At 65.7% G+C, this 23,057-nt stretch carries 6 protein-coding genes; all 6 read left to right on the top strand.

Annotated features, from left to right (window positions below):
• The coding region (locus tag B8W69_RS26135) for a non-ribosomal peptide synthetase (RefSeq protein ID WP_133058029.1) at positions 1-11,531 on the top strand (11,531 nt) is incomplete at its 5' end.
• A complete protein-coding gene (gene pks2 / locus B8W69_RS26140; RefSeq protein WP_085292602.1) occupies positions 11,528-17,896 on the top strand; it encodes a sulfolipid-1 biosynthesis phthioceranic/hydroxyphthioceranic acid synthase in 6,369 nt (2,122 codons plus the stop codon). The genes B8W69_RS26135 and pks2, both read left to right, overlap by 4 nt.
• A gap of 57 nt (positions 17,897-17,953) precedes the next feature.
• On the top strand, positions 17,954-19,237 hold the full coding sequence (locus B8W69_RS26145; protein WP_085292603.1) for a cytochrome P450: 1,284 nt from the start codon (positions 17,954-17,956) through the stop codon (positions 19,235-19,237).
• Complete coding sequence (locus B8W69_RS26150; RefSeq protein WP_085292604.1) at positions 19,215-19,553, top strand: hemophore-related protein; 339 nt, start codon at positions 19,215-19,217, stop codon at positions 19,551-19,553. The genes B8W69_RS26145 and B8W69_RS26150 overlap by 23 nt, the downstream gene beginning before the upstream one ends.
• 48 nt (positions 19,554-19,601) lie before the next feature.
• Positions 19,602-20,369 carry a siderophore-interacting protein gene (locus B8W69_RS26155; protein ID WP_181447488.1) on the top strand — a complete coding sequence of 256 codons (768 nt, stop codon included), beginning with the start codon at positions 19,602-19,604 and terminating at the stop codon, positions 20,367-20,369.
• A 2-nt stretch (positions 20,370-20,371) separates the two neighbouring features.
• The gene (locus B8W69_RS26160) at positions 20,372-22,111 is read left to right on the top strand and encodes an AMP-binding protein (protein ID WP_085292606.1); all 1,740 of its coding nucleotides are present in this window, start codon (positions 20,372-20,374) and stop codon (positions 22,109-22,111) included.
• The last annotated feature ends 946 nt before the right edge of the window (positions 22,112-23,057 follow it).

Genomic DNA, 23,057 nt, shown 5'->3' on the forward strand with positions numbered 1-23,057 from the left:
ATTTCGATGTGGTGGTGCTCAACTCGGTGGTCCAGTACTTCCCGAGTGCGGGGTATCTGCGTGATGTGATGGCCGCGGCCATGCGGTTGCTGGCACCGGGCGGGGCACTGTTTATCGGCGACATCCGTAACCACAGTCTGCAGGGCGCGTTTCAGACCGGCGTCGCGCTGGCCCGCACCGCCGCCACTGATGCCGCCGAGATTCGTCAACGAGTTCAGCGTGCCATGCTCGGTGAGCCCGAATTGCTGTTGGCCCCGGAGTTTTTCACCACCTGGGCCGGTGACCAGCTGCCGGCGGTCGGGCTGGATATCGAAGTCAAGCGCGGGATGGCCGACAACGAACTCAACCGGTACCGCTACGACGTCGTCGTCTATAAATCCCCCGCACCGGTGCGCTCATTGGCCGGCGCAGACAGCTGGGCGTGGGCCCACTGCGCGGGCCTAGACGGGTTGCATACCCGGTTGATGTCTGAGCGTCCGGGCGCCATTCGTGTCACTGGCGTTCCCCGCGCCGGATTGATCAGCGACGTCGACATCGAACGCGGCCTGGCCGCCGGGCTGCCCCTAGCCGACGCACTGGCCCGCGCCGACGGCACCAATGCCGTTGTCCCCGAACAACTGCACGGCCTTGGTAGGGCCGCCGGATATCAGGTCGCGGTCACCTGGGGCGCTCAACCGGGCACCGTGGATGCCGTCTTCATCGCGGCAGCTGACGGGGAGCACACCCCACCGCTGACCGATCTATATCTGCCACCTGATGGGGCCCACCAACGCAGCACGCACGCCAATGACCCCCAGACCAACACCAAAATCACCGCGGTGCGTCAGCAGTTGAGCGCGTGGTTGCCCGAATACATGGTGCCAACCCACATTGTGGTGCTCGACGAGTTTCCGATGACGTCCTCGGGCAAGATCGACCGTAAAGCCTTGCCGGCACCGGTGTACCAGGGTACGGATCGTTACCGCGCCCCGGGTACCCCCACGGAGGAGGCCCTGGCCGGCATCTACGCCGAGGTGCTGGGGATCGGCAAGGTCGGAGTCGACGACTCGTTCTTCGACCTGGGTGGGGATTCGCTGTCGGCGATGCGGGTAATCGCCGCGGTCAATACCGGTCTGGATGCCGATCTTTCGGTGCGTGCACTGTTCGAGGCGCCCACGGTTGCCCAGTTGGCGCTCCGTATCGGTAAGAGCGGAGCCCTGGAGCCGCTGAAGCCGGTCGAGCGTCCGGCGGTGGTGCCGTTGTCGTTCGCCCAGAGCCGGATGTGGTTTATCCACCAATTGCAGGGACCGTCACCGCTTTACAACGTGGTGGTGCCGTTGCGGCTGAGCGGGCCCCTGGATGCCGAGGCGCTGGGGGCGGCGCTGGCCGATGTGGTGGAGCGCCATGAGAGCCTGCGCACCTTGTTCCCGGCGGTCGAGGGGATACCCCAGCAGGTGGTGATCCCGGCCGAGCGAGCCGATTTCGGCTGGGACGTCATTGATGCCACCGACTGGCCGGCAGACCGGCTGGGTGAAGCCATCGGCGCCGCGGTGCACCACGGGTTTGACCTGGTCACCGAAATCCCGTTGCGGGCACGGCTTTTCCGCGTCGCCGACGACGAACACGTGCTGGTGGCCGTGGTGCACGAAATCGCCGCCGATGGCTGGTCGACGACCCGGCTGGTGCGTGACCTGGGTGTGGCCTATACCAGCCGGTGCGCGGGGCAGGCCCCGGGCTGGGCGCCATTGCCGGTGCAGTATGTCGATTACACGCTGTGGCAGCGCACGCAGTTCGGTGATCTCGACGACAGTGACAGCCGCATCGCCGCGCAGCTGACCTATTGGGAGCAGGCGTTGGCCGGGATGCCCGAACGGACGCAGCTGCCCACCGACCGGCCCTACCCGCCCGTCGCGGATCACCGCGGCGCCAGGGTGGCGGTGGACTGGCCGGCGCGGCTGCAGCAGCAGATTGCTCGGGTGGGCCGCGAGCACAACGCGACCGGTTTCATGGTGACCCAGGCCGCGCTGGCGGTGTTGCTGTCCAAGCTCAGCGCCAGCACCGATGTGGCGGTGGGGTTCCCGATCGCCGGGCGGCGCGATCCCGCGCTCGATGAGCTGGTGGGGTTTTTCGTCAACACCTTGGTGTTGCGCGTCGATCTGGCCGGTGATCCCACCGTGGCCGAGCTGTTGGCCCAGGTGCGAGCACGCGGCCTGGCCGCCTACGAGCACCAGGATGTGCCCTTCGAGGCGCTGGTCGAGCGGCTCAACCCCACCCGATCGTTGGCCCACCACCCCCTGATCCAGGTGGTCTTCGCTTGGAACAACTTCCCCGGGCAGGTCGATGACTCCGAGACCGGGCTGAGTTTGGGTGATCTGCGGATCACCCCGCTGGGCGGGGATACCCAGACCGCGAAAATGGATGTGGTCTTTTTCCTCAAGGAGAACTGGACCGAGGCCGGTGCGCCCGCCGGGATCGGCGGGACGGTGGAATTCCGCACCGACGTGTTCGATACCGAAACCATCCAGGCGTTGGTTGAGCGGTTGGAGCGGGTATTGGTGGCGATGACCGCCGACCCCAGCCGGCGGCTCTCGTCGGTGGATCTGCTCGGCGAGGGTGAGCATGCCCGGCTCGATGAGATCGGCAACCGGGCGGCGCTGACCGAGTCGGTGAGCAAGCCGGTGTCGATTCCGGAGCTGTTCGCCGCGCAGGCGGCCCGCGCCCCGCAGGCGGTGGCGGTGACCTGCGACGGCCGCTCCATGACGTATCGGGAGTTGGAGCAGGCCGCAAATCGGTTGGCGCACCTACTGGCCAACCAGGGGGTGGGCCCGGGACAGTGTGTGGCGCTGGTGTTGTCGCGGTCGGTCGAGGCGATCGTGGCGATCCTGGCGGTGCTCAAGACGGGGGCGGCCTATTTGCCCGTCGACCCGGCGGCGCCGGCGGAGCGGATCGGATTCCTGCTCGACGATGCTGGGCCGATCGCCGCGATCACCACGGCGGACCTGCGGGCGCGGCTGGACGGCCATGAGCTGCTGGTCATCGATATCGACGACCCCCGCATGGACACCTACCCGTGCACTTGCTTGCCAGGCCCGGCCCCCGACGATATCGCCTACCTGATCTACACCTCGGGCACCACCGGGGTGCCCAAGGGCGTGGCGATCACCCATCACAACCTCACCCAGCAATTGGAATCATTGAACGCCGGCCTGCCGCCGGAACGGGTGTGGACGCAGTGCCATCCCTATGTCTTTGACTTCTCGGTGTGGGAGATCTGGGGTGCGTTGTTGCACGGTGGGCGCTTGGTGGTGGTGCCCGAGTCGGTGACGGGTTCGCCGCAAGACTTTCACGCCTTGATGGTGGCTGAGCAGGTCAGCGTGTTAACCCAGACCCCGTCGGCGGTAGCGGCGTTGCCGGATGAGGGGTTGGAGTCGGTGGCGCTGCTGGTGGGTGGTGAGGCGTGTTCGGTCGAGGTGGTGGATCGGTGGGCGCCGGGGCGGGTGATGGTCAATGCCTATGGCCCGACCGAGGTCACGATATATGCGGCGATGAGCGCGCCGCTGACCGCGAACTCGGGTGCGGTGCCTATCGGTGCGCCGGTTTCGGGGGCGGCGTTGTTCGTCCTCGACGAGTGGCTGCGGCCGGTGCCGGCCGGGGTGGTCGGCGAGTTGTATGTGGCCGGTCGCGGCGTGGCATGTGGGTATGTGGGCCAGGCTTCGTTGACCGGGTCGCGGTTTGTGGCGTGTCCGTTCGGCGGGGCGGGAGCGCCGGGGCAGCGGATGTATCGCACCGGGGGTTTGGTGCGGGGGGGTGCCGATGGGCAGCTGCGGGATGTGGGCCGTGCCGATGAGCAGGTCAAGATCCGCGGGTATCGCATCGAACTCGGGGAGATTCAGGCCGCACTGACCGCGCTGGATGGGGTGGAGCAGGCGGTCGTGATCGCCCGCGAGGACCGCCCCGGCGATAAGCGCCTGGTGGGTTATGTCACCGGGACCGCCGACCCGGCTCAGCTGCGGGTCGCGCTGGGCGAGCGGTTGCCGGAATATATGGTGCCGGCCGCGGTGGTGGTGATCGACGCGCTGCCGCTGACCCCCAACGGCAAACTCGATACCCGTGCCCTGCCGGAACCGGGGTACCAGAATGCCGGTTATCGCGCTCCGGCCAGCCCGGTCGAGGAGATCGTGGCCGGCGTGTTCGCCGAGGTGCTGGGGATCGACCAGGTCGGGGTTGACGACTCCTTCTTCGATTTGGGTGGGGATTCGCTGTTGGCGATGCGCCTGGTCGCCGCGATCGAGAAGACCGGTATGGGTGCCGACCTTTCGGTGCGCACCGTGTTCGAAGCGCCCACGGTTACCCAGCTGGCGCTGCGGGTCGGTGCCGATGGGGGTGGGCGCGAGCCGTTGGTGGCCGGTGAGCGCCCCGCGGTGGTGCCGTTGTCGTTTGCCCAGCAACGGTTGTGGTTTATCGACCAGTTGCTCGGGCCGTCACCTATCTACAACATGGCCGCGGCGTTGCGGCTCAGCGGGCGCCTGGATACCCAGGCGTTGGGGGCGGCGCTGGCCGATGTGGTGGCCCGCCAGGAAAGCCTGCGCACCCTGTTCCCCGCGGTCGAGGGCATCCCCCAGCAGGTGGTGATCCCGGCCGAGCGGGCCGACTTCGGCTGGGACGTCATTGATGCCACCGGCTGGTCGGCGGCCCGGCTGGGTGAAGCCATTGGCGCCGCGGTGCGCCAAGGGTTTGACCTGGCCACCGAGATCCCGTTGCGGGCAAGGCTTTTCCGCGTCGCCGACCATGAGCATGTGCTGGTGGCCGTGGCGCATCATATCGCCGCCGACGGCTTGTCGATGGCCCCGCTGGTGACCGATCTCGGGGTGGCCTACGCCAGCCGGTGTGCGGGACACGCCCCGGGGTGGGCGCCATTGGCGGTGCAGTACGCCGATTACACGCTGTGGCAGCGCGCGCAGCTCGGTGAGGTGGCCGATGCCGACAGCCGCATCGCTGCCCAGGTGGCCTATTGGGAGCAGGCCCTGGCCGGGCTGCCCGAGCGGCTGGCGTTGCCCACTGATCGGCCTTATCCGCCGGTGGCCGATTACCGCGGCGCCAGTGTGATCGTGGACTGGCCCGCCGAGCTGCAGCAGCACATTCGTCGGGTGGCCCGCGAGCACAACACGACCAGCTTCATGGTGATCCAGGCCGCCCTGGCGGTGTTGTTGGCCAAGCTCAGCGCCAGCAGCGATGTGGCGGTGGGGTTCGCGATCGCTGGTCGTGATGATCCCGCACTCGATGAGCTGGTGGGGTGTTTCGTCAACACCTTGGTGTTGCGTGTCGACCTGGCCGGCGATCCCACCGTTGCTGAGCTGCTGACCCGGGTGCGAGCGCGCAGTCTGGCCGCCTACGAGCACCAGGATGTGCCCTTCGAGGTGCTGGTGGAGCGGCTCAACCCGACCCGATCGTTGGCGCATCACCCGCTGGTGCAGGTGGTGTTGGCCTGGCAGAACTTCGCCGGGGACCCCACCGCTGGGGTGGGTTTGGGTGATCTGCAGGTCACGCCGCTGTCGGCGGACACCCAGGTCGCCCGCATGGACCTGACGTTGACGTTGGGCGAACGCTGGAACCCAGCAGGGGAGCCCGCCGGGATCGGCGGATCGGTGGAATTCCGCACCGACGTGTTCGACAGCGACAGCATCCAAACGCTGATCACACGGTTGCAGCGAGTGTTGATGGCGATCACCGCCGAGCCGTCCCGGTTGTTGTCATCGATCGATGTGCTCGACGAAACCGAGCAGGCCCGGCTCGATGAGATCAGTAACCGGGCGATGTTGACCGCGCCGGCGGGTACGCCGGTGTCGATTCCAGCGCTGTTCGCTGAGCGGGTGGCCCGGACACCGGACGCGGTGGCGGTGACCTTCGAAGGTCGCTCAATGACTTACCGAGAACTCGACGAGGCGTCGAATCGGTTGGCGCACTTGCTGGCCGGCCAGGGAGCGGGCCCGGGACAGTGTGTGGCGCTGCTGTTCAACCGTTGCGCCGAGGCGATCGTGGCGATGTTCGCGGTGCTCAAGACCGGGGCGGCCTATCTGCCCATCGACCCCGCCCATCCAGCGGCCCGGATCGGGTTCATGGTTGCCGATGCCGCGCCGATCGCCGCGCTCACCACTTCCGAGTCGGCCGGGCGGCTCGACGGGCATGACGTGCCGGTCATCGACGTCGACGACCCGCGAATCCAGACATATCCGTGCACGGGTTTGCCGGCACCGGATCCCGACGATATCGCCTACCTGATTTACACCTCGGGCACCACCGGGGTGCCCAAAGGGGTGGCCATCACCCACCACAACGTCACCGAGCTGATGGGGTCGATGGATCCGAGTTTGGCCGCGCCGGGGCAGGTGTGGTCGCAGTGGCACTCCTATAGCTTCGACATCTCGGGCTGGGAGATCTATGGCGCCCTGCTGCACGGTGGGCGGCTGGTGGTGGTGCCCGAGTCGGTGGCCGCAACCCCGGACAACTTCCACGCCCTGCTGATCGATGAAAACGTCAGCGTCTTATGCCAAACCCCTTCGGCGGTCGGGACATTGCCGCCGCAGGGTTTGGAGTCGGTGACCCTGCTGGTCGGCGGTGAGCCCTGCCCGGCCGAGCTGGTGCAGCGGTGGGCACCCGGGCGGGTGATGATCAACGAATACGGCCCGACCGAGACCACCATGTGGGTGGCCTTAAGTGCGCCGCTCACGGCGGGCTCGGATGCGGTGCCGATCGGCTCGCCGGTACCGGGTGCGGCCTTCTTTGTGCTCGATCAGTGGCTGCGACCGGTGCCGGCCGGGGTGGTCGGCGAGTTGTATGTGGCCGGTCCTCAGCTGGCGTGTGGCTATGTGCGCCGGGCCGGGTTGACCGCGTCGAGGTTTGTGGCCTGCCCATTCGCGGAGTCCGGCCAACGGATGTACCGCACAGGGGATTTGGTGCATTGGGACCCCGATGGACAGCTGCAGTACCTCGGCCGCGCCGATGAACAGGTCAAGATCCGCGGCTATCGCATCGAACTCGGCGAAATCCGCGCCGCGCTGGCCGCCCTCGACGGGGTGGACCAGGCGGCGGTGATCGCCCGCGAGGACCGCCCCGGCGACAAACGCCTGATCGGCTATTTCACCGGCACCGCCGACCCAACCGAGGTCCGCACCCGACTGGCCGAGCGGCTGCCGGTCTATATGGTCCCCGCGGCGGTGGTGGTGATCGACACGCTGCCGTTGACGGTCAACGGCAAACTCGACACCCGCGCCCTGCCCGCACCCGAATACACCGAGGCCGATCACTACCGCGCCCCGAGCACCCCAACCGAGGAGATCCTGGCCGGCATCTACGCCCAGGTACTCGGGCTCGAGCGGGTCGGGGTTGACGACTCCTTCTTCGACCTGGGCGGAGACTCCCTGTCGGCGATGCGCGTGATCGCCGCGATCAACAAATCGCTGGATACCGGCCTTGCGGTGCGCACCTTGTTCGATGCACCCACGGTGGCCCGGCTGGCGCCGCGTATCGGAGAAGATGAAGGTGGGCTGGAGCCGTTGGTGGCCGGTGAGCGGCCCGCGGTGGTCCCGCTGTCGTTTGCCCAGCAGCGGTTGTGGTTTATCGACCAGTTGCAGGGGCCTTCGCCGATCTACAACATGCCGGCGGCGTTGCGGCTGAGTGGGCGCCTTGATGCCGACGCGTTGGGTGCGGCGTTGGCCGATGTGGTGGCCCGCCAGGAGAGCCTGCGCACATTGTTCCCGGCGCCTGAGGGGATACCCCAGCAGGTGGTTATCCCGGTGGAGCGGGCCGACTTCGGTTGGCAGGTCGTCGATGCCACTGGATGGCCGGCAAGCCGGCTGCAGGAGGCCATCGGCGCGGCGGCGCGTCACCCGTTTGACCTGGCGACCGAGATCCCTTTGCGGGCAATGCTTTTCCGCGTCGGCGACGACGAGCATGTGCTGGTGGCCGTCGTGCACCATATCGCCGCCGACGGCTTGTCGATGTCCCCGCTGGTGGCGGATCTGGGGGTGGCCTATGCCAGCCGGTGTGCGGGGCATGCCCCCGACTGGCCGGCGTTGGCGGTGCAGTATGTCGATTACACGCTGTGGCAGCGCGCGCAGCTGGGTGATCTGGCCGATAGCCACAGCCGCATCGCCGACCAGCTGGCCTACTGGGAGCAGGCTCTGGCCGGGCTGCCCGAGCGGCTGATGCTGCCCACCGATCGGCCCTATCCGCGGGTGGCCGATTACCGCGGGGCCAGTGTGTTCGTGGACTGGCCGGCCGAGCTGCAGCAGCAGGTGGCTCGGGTGGCTCGCGAGCACAACGCGACCAGTTTCATGGTGATCCAGGCCGCGCTGGCGGTGTTGCTGGCCAAGCTCAGCGCCAGCTCCGATGTGGCGGTGGGGTTCGCGATCGCCGGACGGCGCGACCCGGCGCTGGAAGAGTTGGTTGGGGTTTTCGTCAACACCCTGGTGTTGCGCGTGGAGGTGGCCGGGGATCCCACGGTCGCTGAGCTGCTGGCTCAGGTGCGAGCGCGCAGCCTGGCCGCCTACGAGCACCAGGACGTGCCCTTCGAGGTGCTGGTGGAGCGGCTCAATCCCGCCCGAAGCCTGGCCCATCAGCCGCTGGTGCAGGTCGCGTTGGCCTGGCAGAACTTTGTCCAGGAAGACGGCGCCCCGGCCGAGTTGGCCTTGGGTGATCTGCAGGTCACGCCGCTGTCGGCGGACACCCAGGTCGCCCGCACGGACCTGACATTTTCGTTGGGCGAACGCTGGAACCAGGCCGGTGAGCACGCCGGGATCGGCGGGTCGGTGGAGTTCCGCACCGACGTGTTCGACGCGGCCAGCATCGAGGCGCTGATCGCGCGGTTGCAGCGGGTGTTGGTGGCGGTCACCGCCGACCCGTCCCGGCGGCTCTCGTCGATGGATGTGCTTGATGCGGAGGAGTATGCCCGGCTGGATCGGATTGGCAACCGGGCGGCGTTGAGCGCGCCGGTGGGTACCCCGGTGTCGATTCCGGCGCTGTTCGCCGCGCAGGTCACCCGCGTCCCGCAGGCAGTGGCGATCAGCTGCGATGGTCGCTCGATGACCTACCGAGAGCTCGATGAGGCGTCGAATCGGATGGCGCATCTGCTGGCCGGCCAGGGGGCGGGCCCGGGACAGTGTGTGGCGCTGCTGTTGAACCGTTCCGCCGAGGCGATCGTGGCGATTCTGGCGGTGCTCAAAACCGGGGCGGCCTATCTGCCGCTCGACCCGGCGTTGCCGGCGGCCCGGATGGAGTTGCTGGTTGCCGATGCAGCCCCGATGGCTGCCATCACGAGCACCGAGTTAGCCGATCGGCTGGACTGGGGTCAGCTGCTGGTCATCGATATCGACGACCCTCGCATTCCTGGCTACCCGTGCACGGGCTTGGCGGCGCCGGCCCCCGAGGACATTGCTTACATCATCTACACCTCGGGCACCACTGGAACCCCAAAGGGGGTCGCGGTCACCCACCACAACGTCACCCAGCTGCTGACCTCACTGAATGCGTTGGACGCAGATCTGCCGGTGGCGGGGGCGTGGGCGCTGTGTCATTCCTATGGGTTCGACACGTCGGTCTGGGAGATCTGCGGGGCCCTGCTGCACGGTGGGCGGTTGGTCGTGGTGCCCGACTCAGTGACACGCTCGGCGGACGACTTCCACGCCTTACTGGTCAGTGAACGCGTCAACGTGCTCGCCCAGACCCCCTCGGCGGCGGCGATGCTCTCCCCCGGGGGGTTGGAGTCGATGGCGTTGGTGGTGGGTGGCGAGGCCTGCACGGCCGAGGTGGTCGATCGGTGGGCGCCGGGGCGGGTGATGGTCAACGCCTACGGCCCGACCGAGACCACGATTGTGGTGACGTTCAGCGCGCCGCTGACGCCGGGGTCGGATGCGGTGTCGATCGGTGGGCCGGTGCCGGGGGCGGCGTTTTTTGTGCTGGACGGCTGGTTGCGGCCGGTGCCCGCGGGGGTGGTTGGTGAATTGTATGTGGCCGGTGCCGGGGTGACGTGTGGGTATGTGGGCCGGGCTGCTTTGACCGGGTCGCGGTTTGTGGCCTGTCTGTTCGCCGGTGCGGGAGCGCCGGGGACACGGATGTATCGCACCGGGGATCTGGTGCGGTGGGGTGCTGATGGGCAGCTGCGGTATGTGGGGCGCGCCGATGAGCAGGTCAAGATCCGCGGGTATCGCATCGAACTCGGTGAAATCCGCGCGGCGATGGCCGCCCTCGATGGGGTGGAGCAGGCGGTCGTGGTTGTCCGCGAGGACCGCCCAGGCGACAAGCGCCTGGTGGGGTATGTGACCGGGGCAGCCGATCCGGCCGAGATGCGTGCGGCGTTGGCCGAGCGGCTGCCGGCCTACATGGTGCCGGCCGCGGTGGTGGTGATCGACGCGCTGCCGTTGACGGCCCTCGGCAAAGTCGACAACCGCGCCCTGCCGGCTCCCGATTACACCGATGTTGGTCGTTACCGCGCCCCGAGCACCCCCACCGAGGAGATCCTGGCCGGCATCTACGCCCAGGTACTCGGGCTCGAGCGGGTCGGAGTCGACGACTCCTTCTTCGATTTGGGTGGGGATTCGCTGTCGGCGATGCGCGTGATCGCCGCGATCAACACCGTCCTGGACGCACACCTTGCGGTGCGCACATTGTTCCACGCGCCGTCCGTTCGTAGCTTGAGCCAGCAGTTGGGCCAAGATGCCAGCGAGGTGGAAGTAGTCCCCGTTGAGTTCCTCAAGCAGGGCACGGGTGTTCCGCTGTTCTGCATTCATCCTGCGGGTGGGGTGAGTTGGCCGTATCAGGCTCTGGGTAATCACTTGGACTGCCCGATCATTGGAATTCAACAGACCCCGCAAGATGGCGAGGCTGAACCTGCGTCAATCAGCGATATGGCGAAGAACTATGCCGACAGGATCCAAGGGGTTTATCCCATTGGGCCCTACAACCTTCTCGGCTGGTCTTTCGGAGGTGCCGTCGCCCATGAAGTTGCCATCGAGCTTCAGCGACGCGGAGGCGTAGTCACACAACTTATCCTTCTCGACGCTCAACCAAGTGCCGACGGTAGCGTCGCTCTACCAGACGTAGGCGAGGCCGAAGTGCTAGAAGACGTCTTGCGGTTCTGTCGTATAGATATTCCCGATCAGGATGAGCCGCTTACCTATGAGCGGGTAGAAGAACTACTTCGCAAACGAGGAATCGTCGAATTTTCTCAATACAAACAGCTTCTGGATTCGGGTGTTCAAAACATCAACAGCAACGCGGCGTTGTATCGAGCACACGAACCCGGTGTCTTCCTTGGGGATATAAGCATTTTCACTGCCGTGCGGGATGCGAGCGATCGCAGTTCGTCTCTCCCGCAGTGTTGGCGCCCTTATGTCACCGGCGACATTAATAGCTACCCGATCGACTGTACGCATCAAGAAATGATGAGCGCCGACTCGCTGACCTTGTATGGCCACCAACTCAAAGCCCTATTGGAACCCGAATGCGCGCGCGCAACGGACAAGCTGCTTGGCCGTTGCTGTGAGGAGGCGAAATGACCACACACCAGATCGACGACGTTATGCAGCACACGTCTTTGGCCGATTCTCGGCTCCCGATCGGTAGCACACCCGTCACTCCTGTTGCCGTGATCGGCATGGCGTGCCGGCTTCCCGGAGGCATCGACTCCCCGGAGCAGTTGTGGGAGGCGTTGTTGCGCGGCGACGACCTGGTGACCGAAATTCCGCCCGACCGCTGGGACGCCGACGAATACTACGATCCTGAGCCGGGTGTGCCGGGTCGGTCGGTATCCCGGTGGGGCGCATTCATCGACGACGTCGCCGGCTTCGATCCCGAGTTCTTCGGGATCAACGAGCGGGAAGCGACCGCGATGGATCCGCAACACCGGTTGCTTTTGGAGACCTCCTGGGAGGCCATGGAACACGCCGGTCTCACGCGGGAGCGAATCGCCGACTCGCTGACCGGTGTGTTCATGGGATTGACGCATGGCGACTACCAATTGCTGGCCGCCGATGCGCACTCCGTGGAGGGGGCGTACGGATTTTCCGGCAGCAACTTCAGCCTGGCTTCTGGGCGCATCGCCTATGCCCTGGGGGTCCACGGTCCCGCATTGACGGTGGACACCGCATGTTCTTCCGGGCTGACCGCGATACACCTGGCGTGCCGCAGCCTGCACGAGGGAGAAAGCGACCTTGCCCTGGCCGGCGGCGTCACGCTGGCGTTGGACCCGCGGAAATTCTCCGCGGGGTCCGCCGAGGGCATGCTGTCGCCGACCGGACGCTGCCACGCCTTCGACGTCGCGGCCGACGGGTTCGTGGGCGGCGAGGGCAGCGTCATGCTGCTACTCAAGCGGCTGTCCGACGCGCTACGAGATGGTGATCGGATTCTGGCTGTGGTGCGGGGGACGGCCGCCAATCAGGACGGTCATACCGTGAATATCGCCACACCGTCGAAGACCGCGCAGACCGCGGTGTATCGAGCGGCGTTAGCCGCCGCAAGTGTGGACGCCGGCACGGTCGGGATGGTCGAGGCCCACGGGCCCGGCACCCCGGTGGGCGACCCGATCGAATACGCAAGCCTGGCCAACGTCTACGGCATCGCCGGCCCGTGCGCGCTGGCGTCGGTGAAGACCAACTTCGGCCATGCGCAGGCGGCCTCCGGCGCGCTCGGGATGATGAAGGCGATCCTCGCGCTGCAGCACGGTGTGGTTCCCCGGAATCTGCATTTCACCCGGCTACCCGATGAACTTGCCAAGATCGATACGAAACTCTTTGTGCCGCAAGAGGCTACACCGTGGGTTACCAACGGGCACCACCCGCGCCGGGCGGCGGTCTCGTCGTACGGGCTGTCGGGAACCAACGTGCACGCCATCGTGGAACAGGCACCTGAACAGGCTTCCGAAACCGTTGTGCCCGAACCTATCTCAGCTGAACCGTCGGCGGCGGCGCCACTGCTGTTCCCACTGTCGTCCACCTCGGCCGACGAACTGCGCCGCACCGCCGGCCGGCTAGCCGACTGGGTGCGAGCACATGACGATCTGACGTTGCCTGATCTGGCCTATACCCTGGCGCGTCGGCGCGCGCACCGCCCGGTACGCACCGCCGTCATTGCCGGCAACCGACCCGAGCTCGCAGAGGCTTTGCGCGAGATCGCCGACGGCGATACTCCGTATCCGGCCGCGGTCGGACAGGACGACCGTGGACCGGTATGGGTGTTCTCCGGGCAGGGTTCGCAATGGGCCGCGATGGGCGCAGACCTGTTGGCGACCGAACCCGTATTCGCCGCCACCGTCGCGCAGGCCGAGCCGGTGATCGCCCACGAGTCCGGGTTCTCAGTGACCGAGGCGATCTCGGCGCCGCAGATCGTGACCGGCCAAGACCGGATCCAGCCGACACTGTTCACCATGCAGGTCGCGCTGGCGGCCACCATGAGGTCCTACGGAGTCCGCCCGGGCGCGGTCGTCGGGCACTCCCTCGGCGAGGCCGCCGCAGCTGTCGTCGCGGGTGCACTGTCGCTGGAAGACGGGCTGCGTGTTATCTGCCGCCGCTCGCGGCTGATGTTCCGCGTCGCCGGTGCCGGTGCCACGGCGTCGGTGGAATTGCCTGCACAGCAAGTGCTTTCGGAGCTGACGGCGCGCGGTATCAGCGACGTCGTGGTGGCGGTGGTGGCCTCGCCGCAGTCCACGGTGATTGCCGGCGCCGCGCAAACGGTTCGCGACCTGGTCGCAGCCTGGGAGCAGCGTGATGTGATGGCCCGCGAGGTCCCCACCGATGTCGCCTTCCATTCGCCTCAAGTCGATCCGATCATGGACGAGCTCACCGAGGCACTCGCAGAGATCAGCCCGATGACACCGGAAGTTCCCTTCTACTCGGCGACCCTGTTCGACCCGCGCGAGCAACCCGTGTGCGACGCCCGCTACTGGGCGAACAACATGCGCCGCATGGTGCGGTTCGCCACGGCCGTGCAGGCCGCTTTGGAGGACGGCTACCGGGTCTTTGCCGAGCTGGCGCCACACCCGCTACTCATCCGCGCTCTCGAGCAGACCGCCCGCAGTCGCGAGATGCCGATGGCCGCTCTGGCCGGTATGCGCCGTGAACAAGCGCTTCCCCACGGATTGCGTGGGTTTGTGGCGGATCTGCACAGCGCGGGCGCTGCGGTCGACTTCTCCATGCTGTACCCGAGTGGACGGCTGGTGGACGCGCCGTTGCCGACCTGGACGCACCGTCGGCTGTGGTTGAGCGGGGGCGGTCAGGAATCCCCAACACATGGCGGTTGCACCGTTTCGGTACATCCGCTGCTGGGCTCGCACGTGCACTTGCAGGAAGAGCCTGAGCGCCACTTGTGGCAGGCCGAGGTCGGCACCGCCGCCCAGCCCTGGCTCGCCGACCACCAGATCCGCAATGTGGTTGTGCTTCCCGGAGCCGCTTACTGCGAGATGGCGTTGGCGGCCGCGCGCACTGTGCTGGGCGAGACGGCTGAGGTTCGCGACATCCGCTTCGAGCAGGCGCTCCTGCTGGATGAGCAGACCACGATCGGCGCCTCGGCGGCGTTGTCATCGCCGGGCGTCGTCGACTTCGCCGTGGAGTCGAATCAGGGCGGCGAACAGACGCGGCATGCCGCCGCAGTCCTCCGTGCCGCAGAGGATGAGCAGCCACCTGCGTACGACGTGTCCGCGCTACTCGCCGCGCATGCGAGGTGCGATGACGGCGACGAGGTGCGCAGGCGCATGGACCAACGTGGCGTTCAGTACGGGCCCGCGTTCGCCGGTCTGGGCGATGTCCACACCGGTGAGGAGTCGACCGTCCTGGCCGAGGTCGCGCTACCGCGCCAAATCCGCTCGCAACAAGCCGCTTACGGCGTGCACCCAGCGCTGCTGGATGCCTGTTTCCAGTCCGTTGAAGCCCATCCGGACGTTCAGGCGCTGGGCGAAGGTGCGCTGGGGTTGGTGTTGGGCATTCGTCGACTCCGCTCCTACAACGCCGCCCGCAATGTCCACTACTGCTACACGCGGGTGACCAAAGCCGATACCTCCGGGGTCGAGGCCGACATCGACGTGCTCGACGAGCACGGGGCAGTCCTGCTGACCGTGCAGGGGCTGCGAGTGGGTACCAGCGCATCCGAGAGCGGCAATAAAGATCGTGTGCTGGCCGAGCGGCTGTTGACCATCGAATGGCGGCAACGGGAATTGCCCGAGCCGGATCACACCGACGCCGGAAGCTGGCTGCTGATCGGCACTACCACCACCGCGGATGTGGTGGCCAGCCCGTTGGCCGATGCCCTGAAAAACCTTGGGGCACACTGCACCACGATGTCCTGGCCGCAGCAGGCCGACCACATCTCCAACGTGGAACAGCTTGGAAACCATTTGCGCGGCGGTGGATTCACCGGAGTGGCGATCCTCACCGGACCGAAAAACGGCGACGCCGACGAGCACTGTGCACTTCTGGGCCAGGACTATGTGCAACATCTGGTGCGCATTGCCCGCGAGTTGGTGGACCTTCCCGGCGAATCGCCGCGCTTGTATGTCGTGACCCGCAACGCCCAAACCGTGGTGTCCAACGACGTGCCCAACCTCGAGCAGGCCGGGCTGCGGGGCCTGGTCCGGGTAATCGGCATGGAACACCCGCATCTGGGCGCCAGCCAGATCGATGTGGACGAATCCACCGACGCCGAACAGCTGGCCCGGCAACTGCTCGCCGGGTCGGAGGAGGACGAGACCGCCTGGCGAAATGGTGCGTGGTACAACGCGCGGTTATGCCCTGCTCCACTGCTCCCCGAGGAGCGCCACACCGCCATCGCCGACCACGAATGCGACGGGATGCGCCTGCAGATCCGTACGCCCGGTGATCTGGAGTCACTCGAACTCGTTGCCTGCGACCGCGTTCCACCGGGACCGGGACAGATCGAGGTCGCGGTCAGCGCGTCCAGCATCAACTTTGCCGACGTCCTCGTCGCGTTCGGCCGTTACCCCGCTTTCGAGGGGCGCCTGCCTCAGCTGGGCACCGACTTCGCCGGCGTCGTCACCGCGGTCGGACCAGACGTGACCGACCACAAGGTGGGTGATCATGTCGGGGGCCTGAGCGCCAATGGCTGTTGGGGTACGTTCCTCACCTGCGACGCGCGCCTGGCTGTCACGCTGCCGGCCGGACTGGCTGACCACCAGGCGGCTGCGGTCACTACCGCGCATGCCACCGCCTATTACGGCCTGCGAGAGCTGGCCCGAATCAGCGCCGGTGACCGGGTGCTGATCCACTCCGCGACCGGTGGGGTCGGACAGGCGGCAATCGCCATCGCGCGGGCCGCGGGAGCCGAGATATTCGCCACCGCAGGCAGCGAGCAACGTCGACAATTATTGCGCGACATGGGCATTGAGCACGTCTACGACTCGCGAAGCGTGGAGTTCGCCGACCTGATACGCCGCGACACCGACGGCTATGGCGTGGACATCGTGCTCAACTCGGTCATCGGCGCCGCCCAGCGCGCGGGGGTCGAATTGCTGGCGTTCGGTGGACGATTCGTCGAGATCGGCAAACGCGACATCTACGGCGACACCCGGTTGGGGCTATTCCCGTTCCGGCGCAACCTGACGTTCTACGCCCTCGACCTGGCGTTGATGTCATTCAGCCACCCGGACAGGCTGCGAGACTTGCTGAACACGGTGTACCAACTCACCGCGGACGGCTCGTTGCCGATGCCGGAAAGCACGCACTACCCGCTTGCCGACGCCGCCACCGCGATTCGGGTGATGAGCGGCGCCCAGCATACCGGCAAACTCGTGCTCGATGTCCCGCACACCGGCCGCAGCCGTGTGATGGTGCCGCCGGCGCAGGTCGGGGTCTTCCGCAACGACGGCGCTTACATCATCACCGGCGGGCTGGGAGGCCTGGGGCTGTTCTTGGCCGAGAAGATGGCTTCTCCTGGGTCCGGGGCCGGCTGTGGCCGCATCGTGTTGTCCTCCCGCTCGCAACCAACTCCCCAGGCGCTGGAGGCGATCGAGCGCATCCGCGAGACTGGTGCCGACGTCGTGGTGGAATGCGGTGACATAGCCGAGACCGGTACGGCCCAGCGGTTGGTGGCCGCGGCGACCGCCACCGGGCTCCCGGTGCGCGGTGTGCTGCATCTGGCGGCGGTGATCGAGGATGCCACACTGACCAATATCACCGACGAGCTCATCGAGCATGACTGGGCGCCAAAGGTTTACGGTGCATGGAATTTGCACGAGGCCCTTCAAGAAGCCACCGCCGAGCAGCCGTTGGACTGGTTCTGCTCGTTCTCCTCGGCCGCCGCGCTGGTGGGGTCGCCCGGGCAGGGTGCCTACGCCGCGGCCAACAGCTGGCTGGACGCCTTCACCCGCTGGCGCCGGGCTCGGGGTCTGCCGGCCACCGCCATCGCATGGGGTGCCTGGGCGCAGATAGGACGCGGCACCGCCCTGGCCGAAGGCGCAGACGTTGCCATCGCTCCCGACGAAGGCGCGTACGCATTCGAGGCGTTGCTGCGCCACGACCGCGCCTGCACCGGGTACGCGCCGATAACGGGCGCACCGTGGTTGACCGCTTTCGCCGAGCGCAGTCCCTTCGCCGAAGTGTTCCGCTCAAACGGGCAAAGCTCAACGGGCACAGGCAAACTGCGTGCCGAGCTCGATGAGCTGGCACTGGAGGAGTGGCCTACCCGGCTGCGGCGCCTGATCTCCGACCAGGTCAGCCTGATCCTGCGTCGCAACATCGACCCCGATCGTCCGCTCTCCGAGTACGGCCTGGACTCGCTGGGTGGCCTCGAACTACTTACCCGCATCCAGACCGAAACGGGCATACGCGTGACGCCCGCCGACATCGCCACCATTGGAACCATTCGTGGTTTGGCGGAGCTGCTGTTCGAAAAGCTGGCTCCGGCCGACGCCGCCTAAGGCTGAAAGGATTTGAATTATGGGATCTGAATTGTATTGCAGCACAGGGGAGTCGAAATGAGCGGACCCGAGAACCTCGACTTCTTCACCGAGAAGTCGCTCGTCGATGACCCCTACGACTACTACGACGAGATCCGTCGTTGCCCAGTGTGGCGCGAGCCGGCACACGGCGTGGTGATGGTGTCGGGGTACGACGAGGCCGTCGCCGTGCAACGCGACCACGATAAGACATTCTCGGTATGCAACATAGTCAGCGGACCATGGTCGGGGATTCCAACCAAAACCGATAGCGATGACATCTCGGATCTGATCGAACGGTACCGCCACGCGGTGACATTCGGCGACTACTTCATCACGTTTGATCCTCCGAAGCACACCGCGCACCGCTCGCTGTTGAGCCGGTTGTTTACGCCGAAGCAGCTGAAGAACAACGAGGATTTCCTGTGGCGTCTTGCCGACGAGCAAATCGACCGCTTCATCGCAAAGGGCAAGTGCGAGATCTTCATCGACTACAATTTCCCGTTCACGCTCGACGCGATTACCGACCTGCTGGACGTACCCGAGGCCGACCGGGAGCGATTCCGCCGCGCTGCGTATGCCAGTAGGCTCGAAGGCGACCGCAGCGGTTTTGTTGGCGTGAAAGAGGAGTGGTTCGTCGATTACATCGAGGAGCGGCGGCGCAATCCACGCGACGACGTCCTCACCGAGCTTGCGCTGGCAAAGTTTCCCGACGGTACGACACCCGACGCGATTGACGTTGCCCGCGTTGCCACCTTCATGTACGCCGCCGGCCACGGCACGACGATCGACCTGCTGAGTCTCTCGATGCTGATGCTGGCGGAGCGACCGGACTTGCAAGAGCAACTGCGCGAGGACAACTCAAAGATCCCCGCCTTTATCGAGGAGATGCTGCGCATCGAAAGCCCGATCAAATCGAATTTCCGGATGGCGCGGCGCAACACCAGGATCGGCGACGTCGATGTGCGAGCCGGTACCAGCGTTCTGGTGATGAACGGTGCGGCAAACCGCGATCCACGACGATTCGACGAGCCCAGCGAATTCCGGCTCGGCCGCCCAAACATATTGCACCACATCGCCTTCGGTCGTGGTATCCACACGTGTCCGGGCGCCCCGATTGCGCGCGCCGAAGTACGGGTGAGCTTGGAACGAATCCTGAACCGGATGGCCGAGATTCGGCTTTCAGAGGCCGAGCACGGTCCTCCAGGCGCTCGTCGGCTCAAATGGGACCGCACCGTGCTGTTCAGGCGTCTCAAGGAATTGCATCTCGAGTTCACACCGATTCAGGAGGTATCCACAAATGACCACGCAATCGTTGGCTAGATCGGCTGTCGGGGCGTGCGGCCTGGCGTTGTCGTTGACCGCCGGGGTCGGGCTCGCGTCCGCCGATCGGGATCTAAGCCCGTTCGTCAACACAACCTGTAATTACGACCAGGTGCAATCGGCGCTGCAGGCGGCAGATCCCCAAGCCGCCGCACAGTTCAACTCCTCGCCGGAGAGCGTCTCCTTTTTGCGCCAGTTCCTCGCCTCGCCGCCGGGTCAACGCCAGCGGATGGCCCAGATGTTGGCGAGCCAGCCCGGGGCTGACACGCAGTTCGGACTCGTCTTGCGGGTGTTCAGCACCTGCAACAACTACTGAGCAGACCAGCACCCGCCTTCGACCACCGTCGACCTTTTGGAGTTATGTGTGGCCACAGTCATCGGCGCCTTCCCGCTCGTCAGCACGCTGCGCGACGCAGTGTTTCTCTCGGCAGATGTCAGCGAGTTCGAAAGGCTGACACCAAGAATGCGCCGCATCCGGTTCAGCGGCCCGCGACTGCAGGGACTGACCTGGACGCCAGGTCAGCAGGTCCGGCTGAAGGTCGAGAGCCTGCGTGAATCCTGGTCGAGGATGCACGCGTACCCCGTAGTACGCACGTATTCCATCTACAACGCCGATCCCGACCTCGGCACACTCGACATCGTGATGTTCGACCACGACGGTGACCCGAAGGCCGCGACACCTGCCAGACGCTGGGCGACGGCCACCTCCATCGGCGATCACGCCCATATCACCCGGCCCCAGGGCAATCTCGTCATCCGCCACGACGCGCCCTACCACGTGTTCGCCGGCGAAGAAACCGCGTCGGTCGCGTTCGCCGCGATGCTGCGATGTATGCCCTCAACCGCCGAGGTTCACGGAGTGATCGAGGCCGCGACCGGCGCCGACCACCTTCCCCTGGCCCGACCCCTGACCCGGGTCGAGCGCGGTGACGCCTCAGCCGCGAACTCTGCCGTGCTCGCCGACGCCCTGCGCGGCCTCCCACTGCCCGACCATCCCGGCATCGCCTACCTCGCCGGCGAGGCCCGCACCATACAAACCCTGCGCAGAATATTGATCACCGAACGTGGCTGGGACCGACGCCAGATACGCACCAAACCCTTTTGGACCCCCGGCCGAACCGGAATGGAGTGATTATGGTTGAGACGTCTATTTCGGATCTGCTGTGTGAACGCGCCAGCTTGCAGCCCAACGACACGGCGTTCACTTTTATTGATTACGAGCAGGATTGGGACGGGGTTGCCGAAAGCCTGACGTGGTCGCAGCTGTACCGGCGAACAGTGAACGTTGCACGGGAACTCCAGCAATGCGGGTCGACGGGCGACCGCGCCGTGATCATGGCCCCGCAGGGGTTGGATTACATCGTGGCGTTCCTCGGCGCCTTGCAGGCGGGGCAGGTTGCGGTTCCGCTTTCGGTCCCGCTAGGTGGCGTCAGCGACGAGCGCGTCAGTTCGGTGCTGCGCGACGCGTCGCCGACCGTCGTTCTGACCACGTCCCCTGCCGCGGGAACCGTTGCCGAGTACGTCAAGTCGGAATCTGGCGCACCCGTTCGATCGGTCGTGGAGGTGGACCTGCTCGACCTGGACGCCCGGACCGGATCCGGCGCCGGGAACGAGAATCACCCAGAGCTGGCCTATCTGCAGTACACGTCCGGGTCGACCCGCCAGCCGGCCGGGGTCATGGTCTCGCACAGAAACCTGCTGGCCAATTTCGGCCAGATGATAGCCGACTTTTGTGTGGAGTACGGAGGCGTCGCTCCACCAGACACGAACATAGTGTCGTGGCTGCCGTTTTACCACGATATGGGTTTGGTACTGGGAGTGTGCATACCGATTCTGGGCGGATTTCGCACTGTGCTGACGAGTCCGGTGTCGTTCCTGCAGCGACCGGCCCGGTGGATGCAATTGCTGGCCAAGGAAAGTCACGCAATTTCGGCGGCGCCGAACTTCGCCTTCGAATTGGCGGCACGCAAGACATCAGACGAGGACATGGCCGGACTGGATCTGGGGGACGTGCTGTTCATCCTCAGCGGTAGCGAACGGGTGCATCCTGCGACGATGCGGCGCTTCACCGACCGGTTCGCGCGCTGCAATTTGCCCGACAGCGCGGTGCGGCCAGGCTATGGCCTCGCAGAGGCAACGGTGTACGCGTTGACCCGTACACCGGCGCAACCGCCCAAAATCGTCCACTTCGAATCCGAGAAGCTGACCACCGGCACCGCGGAGCGCTGCGAAAGCCCAGCCGGCACACCGTTGGTCAGCTACGGGGCGCCACGGTCACCGGTGATCCGCATCGTCGACCCCGACACCAAAATCGAGTGCCCGCAGGGAAGCGTCGGTGAGATCTGGGTGCACGGTGACAACGTCGCCATGGGCTACTGGCAAAAGCCCCAAGAGACCGAACGCACGTTCGGCGATCGGCTTGTCGCTCCGTCGGGCGGCACACCCGAAGCGCCGTGGCTGCGAACCGGCGATTCGGGATTCTTCTTCGAAGGCGAGCTGTTCATCATCGGCCGCATCAAGGATCTGTTGATCGTCTACGGGCGTAACCACTCACCCGACGACATCGAAGCGACGGTCCAGGAGATCACCAGGGGTAGGTGCGCAGCGATAGCGGTTCCGCATGGGGGCACGGAAAGGCTTGTCGTCATCATCGAAGTCAAGAAAAATGGCGCATCCCACGAAGATGGGACGGACAAGTTCGCCGTCGTCGAGCGCGAAGTCACCTCGGCGGTCTCCAACTCGCACGGCGTCGGCGTCGCGGATCTGGTTCTGGTGACGCCCGGTTCGATACCTATCACCACAAGTGGCAAGGTTCGGCGGGCGACGTGCGTCGAGCAGTACCGGCAAGGCCAGTTCGCCCGTTTGAACGCTTAAGTCTTGATCCTGGTCGACGCTGTCCGCGGGATCTCCTCGGCGAATTCGATCACGGCGGCAATAACGCTGTGCCTCAACGGCATCCAGTTCAGGCCGATGTAGTCCAGGCGCGCGGGAACAGGTTGAAGCTCATCGGTACTCCTGCTTGCCTAGTCGAGGCGGGCAGAAGTTCCTGCGGTGGTTTATCTGGGCTGCTGAAACGGATTCGATTCCGCCGTGTCATTATTTTTGACGGGCGAATTCGATTACGTCCGTCAATCGGCGTCGTCCTTCTTTTTCGTTGCGCCCCAAGACTTTCCGACTGGACGCCAGCAGAAAAGGTTGCTGCCCTGGCGGTGCCAGAGATAGGTGTCAAGGTCACCCAAGCTGGCATGCGACACAAACTTCCACAATGGCAAATCGGGTGGATTCGATTTTCGGTGCATTATCCCTCCCTTTAAAAAGTGCAATTGGCTAGACCCAAGCCGGTTGATCCCGGTCGCGCACCCGCGGCTCGCGACAGCTTCGGTGCACGCAATGACGCGTGTTTTGGTGTCCAGCTCGTAATAGCGGAATTAGGTATGTCGCTGTGCGCCGGTGGCTTAGTCCACATCGAATGCGACTTTTTTTGGGTAACGATCGGCCTTGCGTCGCAAACGTCTACCAACGTCGCCGGCGGTGGGGCCAAGCCGTCGACTGCCATCTGGCGTCGCGGCGTGACATGCGCGCTTACGTATCATGTCCGGAGCTTATGGTCGCGTTTACTGCTCCCGGGGACGGCGCGAGCAAAATAGAGTAGCGCGAGCGCCGGGTTCGGGTAGTGGTATCGAATAACTTCACTCGGCGTCAATCAAGCAGGCACGTCAGTCCCGCCTCAGAGTGAGACGGGTTGCCGCAGTCCTGCTCGACCCATCGCTCGGAATTAAGCAAAGAGCGCGGGTGAATGCCGGTGTTTTCGGAACTGCTA

Source organism: Mycolicibacterium vulneris (assembly GCF_002104765.1).
Classification (GTDB): domain Bacteria; phylum Actinomycetota; class Actinomycetes; order Mycobacteriales; family Mycobacteriaceae; genus Mycobacterium; species Mycobacterium vulneris.